Origin of the sequence: Thalassotalea atypica (assembly GCF_030295975.1) — a bacterium.
In the GTDB taxonomy this organism is placed as follows: domain Bacteria; phylum Pseudomonadota; class Gammaproteobacteria; order Enterobacterales; family Alteromonadaceae; genus Thalassotalea_F; species Thalassotalea_F atypica.
On sequence record NZ_AP027364.1, the window covers coordinates 2584979 to 2598092 of the forward strand.

Annotated in this window: 11 protein-coding genes; 3 read left to right on the plus strand and 8 right to left on the minus strand. The window is 41.5% G+C overall.

All coding sequences use genetic code 11. From position 1 onward, the window contains the following. Positions 1-69: 69 nt before the first annotated feature. Entirely contained in the window at positions 70-2481 is a 2412-nt protein-coding gene (locus tag QUE03_RS11845) for a VolA/Pla-1 family phospholipase (protein ID WP_286261688.1), read from the minus strand. A gap of 253 nt (positions 2482-2734) precedes the next feature. Here QUE03_RS11845 and QUE03_RS11850 point away from each other — a divergent pair, with 253 nt between their 5' ends. Continuing rightward, positions 2735-3472 (plus strand): YciK family oxidoreductase, encoded by a 738-nt coding sequence (locus tag QUE03_RS11850; protein ID WP_286261690.1) that lies wholly within the window; start codon positions 2735-2737, stop codon positions 3470-3472. 69 nt (positions 3473-3541) lie between these two features. Here the strand turns inward: QUE03_RS11850 and fadD are convergent, their stop codons facing one another. The 7 genes from fadD to QUE03_RS11885 form a co-directional block, all read right to left on the minus strand. Next, positions 3542-5197, minus strand: a complete 1656-nt coding sequence (gene fadD / locus QUE03_RS11855; protein ID WP_286261692.1) for a long-chain-fatty-acid--CoA ligase FadD — start codon at positions 5195-5197, stop codon at positions 3542-3544. Positions 5198-5403: 206 nt separating this feature from the next. Then, complete coding sequence (locus QUE03_RS11860) at positions 5404-6261, minus strand: alpha/beta fold hydrolase (RefSeq protein WP_286261693.1); 858 nt, start codon at positions 6259-6261, stop codon at positions 5404-5406. Then, a complete protein-coding gene (locus QUE03_RS11865) occupies positions 6258-6941 on the minus strand; it encodes a M50 family metallopeptidase (protein ID WP_286261695.1) in 684 nt (227 codons plus the stop codon). The genes QUE03_RS11860 and QUE03_RS11865 overlap by 4 nt, the downstream gene beginning before the upstream one ends. Positions 6942-6943: 2 nt before the next feature. Further along, positions 6944-7255, minus strand: a complete 312-nt coding sequence (locus tag QUE03_RS11870) for a hypothetical protein (protein ID WP_286261697.1) — start codon at positions 7253-7255, stop codon at positions 6944-6946. Between the two features lie 117 nt (positions 7256-7372). Further along, positions 7373-8077: a tRNA (adenosine(37)-N6)-threonylcarbamoyltransferase complex dimerization subunit type 1 TsaB gene (tsaB, locus tag QUE03_RS11875; RefSeq protein WP_286261698.1), complete on the minus strand. Its 705-nt coding sequence runs from the start codon at positions 8075-8077 to the stop codon at positions 7373-7375. 21 nt (positions 8078-8098) lie between these two features. Continuing rightward, positions 8099-10015: a DNA repair helicase YoaA gene (yoaA, locus tag QUE03_RS11880; RefSeq protein ID WP_286261699.1), complete on the minus strand. Its 1917-nt coding sequence runs from the start codon at positions 10013-10015 to the stop codon at positions 8099-8101. 57 nt (positions 10016-10072) lie between these two features. Then, positions 10073-10357, minus strand: a complete 285-nt coding sequence (locus QUE03_RS11885) for a hypothetical protein (RefSeq protein WP_286261701.1) — start codon at positions 10355-10357, stop codon at positions 10073-10075. A 513-nt stretch (positions 10358-10870) separates the two neighbouring features. Between QUE03_RS11885 and hisG the strand changes: the two genes are divergently transcribed. Continuing rightward, a complete protein-coding gene (gene hisG / locus QUE03_RS11890) occupies positions 10871-11764 on the plus strand; it encodes an ATP phosphoribosyltransferase (RefSeq protein ID WP_286261703.1) in 894 nt (297 codons plus the stop codon). A gap of 14 nt (positions 11765-11778) precedes the next feature. Continuing rightward, complete coding sequence (gene hisD / locus QUE03_RS11895) at positions 11779-13110, plus strand: histidinol dehydrogenase (RefSeq protein ID WP_286261705.1); 1332 nt, start codon at positions 11779-11781, stop codon at positions 13108-13110. The last annotated feature ends 4 nt before the right edge of the window (positions 13111-13114 follow it).

Here is a 13114-nt window from a genome sequence, read left to right on the forward strand (position 1 = left end):
GGTTAAGTTATAATAAAAAAAGCCCTCTATAAAGAGGGCTTTGAATTAAGTTATTAAATTCAGTAAATTTTATTGCACAACAACGCTGTTAGTTACTGAAATCAATTGTCCCAACGATGCAAAGAAAGTCGTCACTTGCGTTTGCATCTCTTGAGTTGCCGCAGCACTTAATAACGGATCAGGCGAACTTGGCTGAGCAGAAGGTGACAAAATAGAACTATGATGGCCATTAATAAACCTTACAGCTCCAGATCCTTCAGACGTTGTGCTCACACTTGGTAAGTCAAGTAATGTGATTGCCGCTTCAGTACCTGATAGACTCGTAGTAGAAACTACATTAGGAATTACTTGATCAGATAAGTTATCACTACCATTACCAATAACCTCAATTAAGTGAGTTGGTGTTTGTGTTGCAGCCATTATGCCGGCGTAGTTCACTGGGTCACCTGAATCGGTTACTGTTTGAGCAGCAAATGTAAAGCTAGCAAATGTAGCATTTAAGTCAGCTTGTTGCTCAGCCGATAATGCTGAGTAAAATTGTAGATATGCACCCACTAATTCTGCTTCACTTGCACCGTCTGGGTATAATTGCCCTACGAATGCTTGGAACTCAGGCAATGCTTGGTATGTTAAACCTGATTTAATCACATCACCAAAAGCAGCTGATTCCATAAGGAAGTTAGCAACAGTAACACCCGGCATTGCCAGTGAGTTACTTGTGATGCTGAATAATGGATCAACTGTTGGCGCTAAGGGTGAATTTGCCATTGCAATAAAGTTGATACCAGTAATAGCACCTAATGAATGACCTAAGAAGTGTACTTTTGATGAGTCAATCTTTACCGGAGACGCATCAACGTGAGTACCGCTAAGGAAGTTAACCCCTAAACGAAGCCCTAACATATCCGACGTACTTTGACGAAGGTTATCACGTGTTGTTAATAAGCTTGCCAAGTTCATATAATGAGTTGCAGAAACGGTCGATGCATTAATTTCATCAATGCCATCCCCTGTTAAATCAAATCCACGGCTACCATGTAATGGGTGGTCAATAGCAACAGTTGCAAACCCATTCATCGACAACGAACCCGTTATGGCAAGCATGTCTTCTTTCTTCGACGTAATACCGTGTTGGAGTATAACAACAGGCCAGCCGGCAGCTGGCTCAGCAATAGCAGACATACCAAGAGAAGCACGAACAACATTTGCCACATTGACGTCTGGAGTTGTCATTTGAACATCTAGTGTCATCATTGCGCGTTGCGCGGGGACTGGGTTGAATTTAGTTAAATTACGCTCTGGATCTAATTCCATTACTGAGCTTAAATCACGCAAGCCTGGAGGAGCAAGGCCAGCAGCCTGCGAAACCGCTATACAAGTTGCATCAGTCACACTAACTGGGTCTGTAGGAATTGCAGCCGGGTTTTGCGCCGCAAGACCTGCTAAAATAGCGCCTGAGTCACATAAAGCTTTCCACCAGTCATTTACTGGTGCCATAGGGTTTTCTGCCGTTGGCACGCCTAAATAGTAAGGTAGTGTAATACTTCCTGCTAAGTAGTTTGCCGTACCATAAACACCTGCTAACTCTGGTGTTAATTGAACGCCTTGTGAAGCAAAAACATCAGCAACAGAAATCCCACTGTCTTGCACACCAATGGCTGGAATACTGCCCATCTGTAGGCCTTGCGCCATTAGCGACTTTACACTGCCTAACGCATCTACAGTAGATTGAGTGGTCATCGCCATTGTGTAAATTATGCTTGATTTATCAACACCAGCACTACCTACCGCCGCTTCAAAGCTATTAATAGCACCTTGTAAGCTTCGCTGCGACTCACTACCTAAAGGCAGTGTTGCTAAATCTTGTTGTACTAACTCATACGTGGTTGAGCCAGCTACTGATTTACCATTATTGTCAGTTAAACCATTTGTTAATACGACGATATACGTCGTTTTTGCTTTCAATGGTTTTGTTGGTACTACAGCAACATCATTGCCTGACGCTTGTGCAAAGAAGTCCGCACCAAAAGCTAATTCACCGATTACACGACATGCTGCACCTTGAGGCACAACAGAACAGGCTTCACTCGCCGTTGGCCCCCCCATTTCCACTTCAAATATACGTACCCCAGAAGATACACTATTTGGCTCTAAAGAAGTCCCTGCTGGGAAGCTCAGTGCAATTTTAAAAGGGTTTACTGTAGACCAACCATCTAGTGCACTTACAGCAACATTAGGATCAGAAAAGTCTGTTGCGTCGGCAACAGGTGGGTTCAAAGTACCATCAGTAGTATCAACAAACAGTAAATCATTTGGAACAGATAAAACGCCATTTGAAGGGTCGAACACGACACGTGCGGTTAGCGTTGTTGCAGGACCGTTTTGGTCAACATCTTTTTGTACATCTTTAATAGATTCGCTATCACAGCCACTTAAACCAAGTGCACCAGCAATAGCCAAACTAAGAATTAGCTTATTCATTATTTCTCCCCAGAAGTAGTCTACTAATTTCTTATATATTTTGAACTTGTTAAATTAGTAAGTGCTTGATCACACTTACCCTCACTAACTAGTTAGACCAGTTAAAGTTACCGCAAGACAACGCAATGCGCTAGCTGTTTTTACGTTTTCTGTTCTAATTGTTCATTAATTGTATTAATTACGACAAAAAAACTCGTCAGTTTAGCTTTCAAAGAGTAAACTTGGCGCCACAAATTATCATTTAGTTTTTCCTATGTTTAATCATCAAATTAAAGAAAACAGCCTTGAAAATAAGGTTATTTTAGTTACCGGCGCTGGTAGTGGTATTGGCCGTCAAGCAGCTTTAACTTACGCGCAACTTGGTGCCACTGTTATTTTATTGGGCCGCACGGTAGAAAAACTTGAAAGTGTTTACGATGAAATTTTAGCTAAGGGTTATCCCGAAGCCGCCATTGTTCCGTTAGACATGAAAGGGGCAAGTAAACAAAATTACATTGATATGGCAAACACCATTATTGATCAATTCGGCAAGTTAGATGGCGCACTATTGAATGCTTCGGTATTAGGAGAGCTAACCCCATTTTCCACCATACATGAACAAATCTTTGATGACGTTATGCAAATTAATGTAAAAGCACAGTTTTTGCTCTCGCAAGCCTTGATTCCGGTCATGCTTAAATCATCGACACCTTCTTTAGTTTTCACATCTTCTGGTGTAGGTAATAAAGGGCGTGCCTACTGGGGTGCTTATTCTATGTCAAAATTTGCCACAGAAGGCATGATGGAATTGATCGCGGATGAATACGACAATACAAATTTACGCACAAACGCAATCAACCCTGGCGCGACTAAAACGCCCATGCGCACTAAAGCGTATCCAGCGGAGGATCAAGATACGCTGGCAAAACCATTAGATATCATGCCGCTGTATGTTTATTTAATGAGTGACGATAGCAGCTCAATCAATGGTAAAGTAATAAAGGCACAATAAATTGACTTAATCAGAGAACAAAAAAGCCGCTTATAGCGGCTTTTTTAGTTTTGAAAACTACTTAACAAGTTACCTTAAATCTTTTCTCAAAATTTTGCCGACATTAGTTTTCGGCAACTCGTCTTTGAACTCAATAATTTTGGGCACTTTGTAATTCGTTAATCGTTCTCGGCAATGCTCAATTATTTCAAGCTCACCTACTGTTTCGTCATTTCGCACAACAAACAATTTAACAATTTCACCACTGACTTCATGAGCGATTCCAATCGCTGCGGCTTCAATGATATTGTCATGCATTACCGCAACTTCTTCAATTTCATTTGGGAAGACATTGAAACCTGAAACGATGATCATGTCTTTTTTCCGATCGACAATTTTAAAGAAACCACGCTCGTCCATTGTCGCGATATCGCCTGTCGCCAACCAACCATCATTGAGAATTTCATTCGTTGCTTCAGGACGATTGTAATAGCCCTTCATCACTTGTGGTCCTTTAACCAACATTTCTCCTGGTTCACCAATTTCAGCCAAGGTGCCATCATCTTTAAGGATACGAATATCTGTAGACGACGCAGGAATACCAATAGTGCCATCATAACCTTCTAAGTTATAAGGGCTCATTGATACCATTGGTGAGCATTCGGTAAGGCCATACCCTTCGAGCAATCTTGTTTTAGTGATATGTTGCCATTTTTCTGCAACGGGCTGTTGAACTGCCATGCCACCACCAAGCGATAATTTAAGATTTGAAAAATCTAAATTGTTAAATTCTGGGGTATTCAGTAGACCATTAAACAAGGTATTCACGCCTGTAATGGCTGTGAATGGATACTTTGCCAACTCTTTGACAAAATTTGGCATATCACGCGGATTCGTGATCAATAGGTTTGTACCGCCTATTGTGATAAATGTTAAGCAGTTAGCGGTCAAGGCGAAGATATGATAAAGCGGTAGTGCTGTAACAACGAGTTCTTTTCCTTCGTCCAATAGGTTTTTAATCGCCGCTTTAGACTGTTCTAAATTCGCGACCATATTTCGGTGCGTTAACATGGCACCTTTTGAAACACCCGTAGTACCACCGGTATATTGCAAAAAGGCTAGATCATCACCGCAGATTTCAACAGGTGTAAACGTTAACTCGCCACCTCGCGCTAATACTTTATTAAAGCTAATTGTGTCGTTAAGCGAATAAGCAGGCACCATTTTTTTGACGTGTTTAACCACGAAATTTACGACCGCGCCTTTTAACGTGCCTAGTCTGTCACCCAGTGACGTCATGATGACTTTTTCAACGGGTGTATTATCGATAACTTGTTCTAAGGTTCGAGCAAAGTTTTCGACAATCAACATAGCTTTAGCGCCAGAATCTTTTAATTGATGCTCTAATTCACGCGCCGTATATAAGGGGTTAACATTAACAACAGTTAAACCCGCCAGCAATGCTCCAAACAAAGCAATTGGGTATTGCAGTGTATTGGGTACCATAATGGCAAATTTATCACCTTTTTTAAGCCCTAAGTCTTGTTGAAGATAGGCAGCAAATGCTGTTGCTTGTACTTCTAGTTCTCTGTAAGTAATTTCTGCGCCCATATTGATAAAGGCTGCTCGATCGGCATAAACACGCACATACTTGTTGAACATATCAACGATAGATGCATATTTATCTGGGTCAATTTCATGGGGGACACCTGGAGGGTAACTTTTCTCAAGCCAGATTTTTTCCACTATCCTCTCCTCTTTTAACTAAACTCGACACATATGATTATTTTATTATTCGTTGTTCATTCTAATAGGCGCATAAAACACCTCAAAACAATCATTATTTATTCAATTAGCTCAAACATTAGTCATCAGACCTCTGATGAGACAATCAAGGGTTCCGAATAATTCCACACTTTCAAAAAAAATCCTAGTCTTTTATGCTCTGGCGCTCAGTTCTTTGCGAGAAACTGAGCAATTATTTCGGCAACTTTCTCTGGGTTTTCCATATGCAAATGATGGCCACCTGCAATTTTATGTAATTCAAAATGCTTAAATAAAGGCGAAAAAGATTTAATTCCACTATGTACTAAATCTAATCCTTTATCGCCGTAAATCAAATTCACCGGGCAGTTAACATCCTTAATCAACTGTTTAGCTTGTTCAAGGGTTAGTCGGTACGGTGAAGTTAACCGTAAACGGCTGTCAGAGCGCCAACTGTATTTCGCTCCCACCTTAACTAAGCCTCTTTTAACAATATGCTCAGCATGTTCATAACTTAGATCTGAAACATTCACTCGCGCATTAACGGCGGACTCAAATGAAGAGTGTAAGTGTTTCTTCTTAGTTTGCCCTTTTAAGCGACTTTCAAGCCCTTTACGCAGTTGTTCAGTGGTATCTTCTGCATCTGTCGAAACAAAGCCAATCGAGTCGATCAAGGTCAAAGATCTCACTCGCTCAGGATAGGCAGCAGCAAATGCGGTGGCTATCATCCCGCCCATCGAGTGGCCAATGATTTCAACATTGTGCCATTCATTAGCATCGAATAACTGTAATAAATCGTAAACCCAGTCAATAAAATGATAGTGAGCATCAATGCTGCGGTGAGAAGAAAAACCATGACCAGGCCAATCGATGGCAATTATTTGTTTGTTTTCCAAATAGGGACTCATTGGTACAAAGCTAGCTGCGTTGTCGAGCCAACCATGCAAGCAAAGCACGATATCTTTATGCTCAGCGCCTTTCATCAGGCCATGAATAGTTAAGTCTGACAGTTCAAAACATACTTCTTCCATGCCTTTATTGCTCAAGATTTTTTCCTCATTTTGCTAGTGCTCTTTGCAAGCCAAACCAGCAGCGCACTGCCTATAGCAAACCAGATGACAACCCAAATAATCTCGGGTACTAAAGTTAGCTCTGACAGCGTCGCACCGTCACCCAGTGCGCGGCCATCAATCAAATAAAAGGGGCTCATTAATGCATTCAGCAGCACGGTCAACCCCACTAGTTGGATGACTTTTTGTAAAGCGTCATTATCAGCTAATTTAAGTTTCAAGGAAAATACCAGAATCAAAATAGTCAGAATAAATAACGTTAATAGATCCTGCGTCCAAAAAATACAAGAGGCGATAAGTAACAACAATATGGTGATACAAACACCGCGCGCAAAGAGTAAATGTTGCCGTGCTAACTGATAGATTATGGCGCCCCAAACAGCAGCTCCAGCATAACCCATAAAGCTAGTAAATAGCCGACTGCCACCTTGTGATGTACACAAGCCAGCACCATCTAGAAATAGTTGAATGCGGATGATTTTTCCACCACTTAATAACGCAGCGAGCCCGTGACTTATTTCATGGAAATAACTTTCAAGCCAGTTAAAAGGTACAGAAACTATTGGAAAGCTACGTAAGGTGCCTGCAAGTACCAACAGTATCCAAAATTGGTATCGGCTAAAAAAGGAAGAATTGTTTGACGTTGACTCAGTCATGATTAGGCGAAGATATCAACGCCCAAAAGTTGTTGAACGCTTTCACGTTGCTCAAGGTTACCAACCGATTGATAAGCAGTAACCGCTGTAGTATTACGCTTCGAGGGTTGATCATAGCTTGTATTGTTATTGCTTGACTGCTTTTCTTGCTCAAGTAGACTAATAGCTCGCTGATCTACATCGATACGTTCGTTACGTTGTAGTTGGTCAACTTGCTGTGAGGTTTCTCGCCCACCACCAGACCGATTCAGCGGATTGGACGACTGACCAAGCGGCTGAATTGGTGGATTAAGTGATGAGTTATTTATTTGCATGAGCTTAATTTAACAGATTATTTTTGTGATACCAAGTTTAGGAAAGCTAACTAAGGTCTCGCTTTTTAATAAATTAGCGCCTTTTCAGCATTCACGCGATTTGAAGCTATCTATTAATCATTCACGTCCCGGTAACTTTTTCCATGAAACCGTATCACGAACATAAACTGGTTGCGCTTCTTCTGCAGGTTTCGCCAGTCCTTGTTCAAAATAGTGTTGTCCAAGCGCCAGCATATGCTTTGCGTCTGGGTATTGTATATCGATTGTGCTATTCAACTGAAATGCCTTAAGTGCTTCATAGTAGGCCTGCCATCCGGTTCCCGCTACATAATATTCACTGTCTTCTACAGATTTCGTTAATGATAAAGCCGACGCAATATACTCAGGAGCAATAACCATTTCCTTGCCGGCTATTTCAGCAAAGCCCTGTTCATTTTTAATAAAACGTGCCGTATATATTTCAGACATTCTTGCATCTATTGCAACAAGTACCTGCTCGTTCTCTGTTTCAACAATGGCTTGTTGCGCCATTGTTTGCAATGTTGAGATACCTATTGTTGGTAATTTTGCAGCGAATGCTAATCCCTGAGCAACACCTATACCAATGCGCACTCCAGTGAAGCTTCCTGGTCCTTGACCATAGATTAAGGCATCAAAGTCGCTCAAAAGACATCCCGCTTGCTTTAACAAACGATCGACCATTGGTAATAACACTAAACTATGAGATTGCGGGCATAGTTCAAATTCACTGTACACTTTATCTTGGTATTTAATGGCAACAGAGCAAGCTTCGGTTGAAGCATCAATAGCTAAAAAATTCACGGAATAACTCTCTTCTTAATTCTAATTACGTAATGAAGTTAAAAACGATGTCGCTTGTTTAAGATCTCGTGACCGTTTCATCGGCGGTAAACTATTCAAAAACACTGCGCCATAGGGGCGATTCACTAACCGATTATCGCAAATGACCATCACACCTTTGTCAGTAATATCTCTTATTAACCGCCCAACACCTTGTTTCAAAGCGATAACAGCCTGTGGTAGCTGTATGTCGGCAAAAGGATCTCCCCCTTGTCGGCGAACATCTTCACTTCTTGCCTGCAATAACGGGTCATCAGGTGAGGCAAAAGGCAATTTATCAATGATAACACAAGTTAAGTTATCGCCCCTAACATCAACACCTTCCCAAAAGCTAGCGGTAGCCAACAATACAGCATCAGGGCTGGCAATAAATTCAGTCAACAAAGTACTCTTCGTCATTTGACCTTGCACCAGCAACGGGTTATCAATCTCACCATTTAATATTTCTGCCACCATGTTCATGATGCGGTAACTGGTAAACAACATAAAACACGAACCTTGGCTTGCTTCAATCAACGGAATAGCAAGCTCGGCAAGTGCTGAAGGTCGGGAAACTTCATGTGCTTCTGGTAAATATCTGGGGACAATTAGTTGCGATTGTTGCTCATAGTCAAATGGGCTATCGAGCATTAAGGTATGTTCTAAAGTTAGTCCTAACGGATCAGCAAAGTGGGAAAAACCGCCATTAACCGCCAAAGTAGCGGACGTAAATACCCACCCTGCTTCCGACTTCTTAACCACACTACTGAACTTTTCTGCGATCGATAATGGTGTCTGGTGTAGTACAACATGACGACGTGTTGTTTCGTACCATAGGCTTACACCGAATGCTTCAATATCTGCAACAATATCGTATTTTGACAACAAATTAACTGCACGTTCAAAACAGTTGTCGACTACTTCATTGCGAGAGACATTCAGTTTCAACACTTGATATAAAAAATCTAAATCTTCCTTAATCGACACAAACGCATTGAATATGTTGGTTACTCTCGCCTTGTCTCGCCAGTTTCCTCGTTCAGTGTCATGGGAAAAATGTAATCTAAAGTCTTGGCAAGTGCGCTGCAGTTTTTCTGCGGCTTTACCCAACTGTTTAACATCAGTCAATGAGGTGCGATAACACTGCAAGACATCATTGCACAGGTCGATGAGCTGTTTAGTGGAAAACGACTCACCAAAATACTCACTGGCTATGTCCGCAATTTGATGGGCTTCATCAAAGATCATCACATCTGCTTTTGGGATCAACTCACCAAAACCAGTATCTTTTAACGCCATATCAGCAAAAAACAAATGATGATTAACCACCACCACATCCGCATCGATGGCTTTTTGCCGCGCTTTAATGAGGTAGCACTCTTCAAATTTAGGGCAGTCTCTTGCTAAACAATTATCCACAGTACTTGTGACATACGGGAAAACACTTGAATCTTCAGCGATGTTATCTAGCTCACCAATATCGCCAGTCTGTGTGCTATTAGCCCACGTCCTGACCTTGACAAAATCATGTAGTGTTTGTGCATCCAATTGCCCTCTCGAGTGTTGATATTCGTCAATTCTCTGCAGACATAGATAATTAGAACGCCCTTTTAACAGCGCCATTTGCGCACTGGTCGCTAAGGCTTTCTTGATCAGAGGAATATCTTTATGATACAGCTGCTCTTGTAGGTTTTTAGTACCGGTAGAAATGATAACTTTTTTTTCAGACACTAATGCAGGAATCAAATAGGCAAACGTTTTACCCGTTCCAGTCCCCGCTTCAACAATCAACGTTGATCGCTGTTCAATGGCTTTTTCGACTTCAAGGGCCATGTCCAATTGTGCTTGGCGTGGCGAGAAGCCCGTTATCGCATTTGCTAACAACCCAGTCGACGAAAACGCTTTATCGATAACACTCATAAATGAAGAAAAACAGATGTAAAATTAGCAGGCTATTATAACGACTCGTTGCTGACATTAAACAAAAATATCTAAGTGATGTGGTGGCTCATCAGAATCGTCTTTTGGAGTTGAATTGTTCTTATCGACAGCGTCTGTTTGTGCTTTCTTTTCTGCGGATTGCTGATAGAAATCTTGGGCGTACTGCTGGGCAAGCGCATCTTGCTCATGACCATCGTTTTGATCTATTTCTTGATCTAACTTTCTGGTCTTCGCATCTTTAGCTAAGCCTTTAACTTTAAGTTTCTCAGGCTTAATTTTCACCGGTACAACCCGCGTCAATTGAGTTGTAAATATGTCCATATCATTTACCTATCGCTTGTTCAACAATAATGGGCTACATTGAATTTTTCAGACCCTATAACTAATTATCGACCAAAACCGTAAAAACTTTAAGTTTATCGGTCAACATTGCATGGGATGCATAACTTAGAGCGTTAAGTCATAAAAGATTAATAAAATAGGCTTGCGCTATACAAATTTTGGCCGTATGGTAATTAGCAACTAAGCGAAGTTTAGTAATTTGAAGCCCGATTATATAAAAACAAAAAACAATCATATCGTGGTTTTACTAAACAACTTGCTAGAAAATAAAACAAATTATTAGGATCAACAAGACATGTTTTTAAACCTCAGCGCTATTCATCACCATCATCATATCGATTAGCTGCTCAGGTTTATTCGCTGAGGGGCTATGGACCTTTCAGCGGTGAACGAATTTCTAAATCTAATTCAAGAACCCCGAAAGAGTCCAACTCCTTCGGGGTTTTTGCTTTTTTAACGTTTATTAATTGGATTTAAGATAGGAAGTTGGCCATGAAAAATAGATTAACCATCGCAATGCAAAAGTCAGGTCGTTTAAGTGAGGAAACGCAAAACCTTCTCAAACGATGTGGTCTAAAACTTAACGTCACAGATCGTCGTTTACTCGCACACGTAGCCAATATGCCTGTAGATATTATGCGTGTCCGCTCTAGTGATATCCCCGGCTTGGTTATGGACGGCGTTTGTGATTTGGGCATCGTGGGTGACAACACCTTAGAAGAAGCAGCACTTGAACGAGAGCTTTTGGGTGGCAATGCAAGCTACGCTAAAACTACCACGCTTAACTTTGGGGGATGTCGATTATCTATCGCCATGCCAGAAGAGTTCCAATATAAGGGTATTGAGTCACTACATGGCTTACGATTTGCGACAACCTACCCACAACTACTCAACCGCTTTGCTGCAGAAAACAACATAAAAGTGGATTTTTGTATGCTCAAGGGCTCGGTTGAAGTAGCGCCTCGCGTTGGCTTAGCAGACGGTATTTGTGACTTAGTCTCTACCGGCGCGACACTTGAAGCTAATGGATTAAAAGAAGTGGAAGTGATTTTCCGCTCTAAAGCATCGCTCATTCAATCAACCAACACCATCAATGAAGAAAAACAAAAAATACTCGATACCCTGCTTCCTCGCATACAAGGTGTAATGAAAGCAAAAGAAAGTAAATATATCATGCTACACGCGCCTAAAAATAAACTAAACGAAGTCAGTAGATTAATGCCTGGTAAAGAAACACCAACTGTACTTCCGTTAGCGGGCAGAGAAGATTTGGTTGCAGTTCACGTGGTTGCTACTGAAACCTTTTTTTGGGAAACCATGGAAAACCTAAAAGCGCTAGGGTGTAACTCGATCTTAGTGATGCCAATCGAAAAAATGATGGGTTAATGTGAGCAAGTAGCATGAATAATACAAATGAGACAAAACTTGAGTTTAAAGCTCTCCAAATTACCGATTGGGCAAAGCTCGATAATAAGCAACGACAAAATACATTATGTCGCCCGGCAATGGATGAAAGTGCGTTATTGGAGACTCAAGTACGCAACATCATCAATCAAGTAAAAGGCAAAGGCGACCAGGCACTATTAGAACTAACTAAACGCTTTGATGGTGCAAATTTGGCTAATCTTAAAATTGGACAAGATCAGATAACGCAAGCTATTGATGGCCTATCTCCGAAGAGGCTCACTGCACTTAAACAAGCCTATGATCAAATTCAGCGTTTCCATGCAGCCCAGCGACAGGAAGACATCACGGTGGAAACCTGCCCAGGTGTTATCTGCACTTTAAAAACAGAAGCGATTGAATCGGTCGGTTTATATATTCCTGCTGGTACTGCCCCTCTTCCGTCAACGGTGCTAATGCTGGGGGTTCCTGCTCAGCTTGCGAACTGCTCACGAAAGGTGCTGGTTTCTCCTCCGGATGCAAACGGTAACATTGCACCAGAAGTACTGGCCGCAGCTTCCCTTTGTGAAATAGAGGAAATATACGCTGTTGGTGGAGCACAAGCGGTAGCCGCTTTAGCCCTTGGCACCGAATCTATTGAATCGGTAAATAAAGTATTTGGTCCAGGCAATAAGTTTGTCACCGAAGCCAAAAAACAACTTTCACAACAAATTCCAGGCTTTGCGATTGATATGCCAGCAGGTCCTTCAGAAGTACTTGTTATCGCCGACGAACAAGCAAACGCTGCTTACGTTGCAGCAGATTTATTGTCACAAGCTGAACACGGGACAGATAGCCAAGTCATTTTGCTTTCAAACAGTTCGCAACTATTGAGCGCCGTAAACAAAGAACTGTCGGAACAGCTGAATACACTTAGTCGAAGCGATACCGCAATTCAAGCGTTAAGTAAAAGCCGTTTTATATTGGTCCGTTCACTAGACCAAGCTGTAGAAGTTTCAAACCTATATGGCCCTGAACATTTAATTATTCAAACTAAAAATCCACAACAATGGATTGGTAAATTACGAAATGCCGGTTCTATCTTTATTGGTCAATATACGCCAGAGTCTGCCGGGGATTATGCCAGTGGTACTAATCATGTATTACCAACCTATGGCTACTCAAAAGTAGTCAGCAGTCTGTCTTTAGCTGATTTTTCTCGCCGTTACACCGTCCAAGAAATCAGTAAAAAAGGATTAGCAAACTTAGCGGACTGTATTATTGAGCTAACAAATGCCGAGGGATTAGACGCCCACCAGCGCGCTGTCACAATAAGGCTAGAAAAGTAGGATT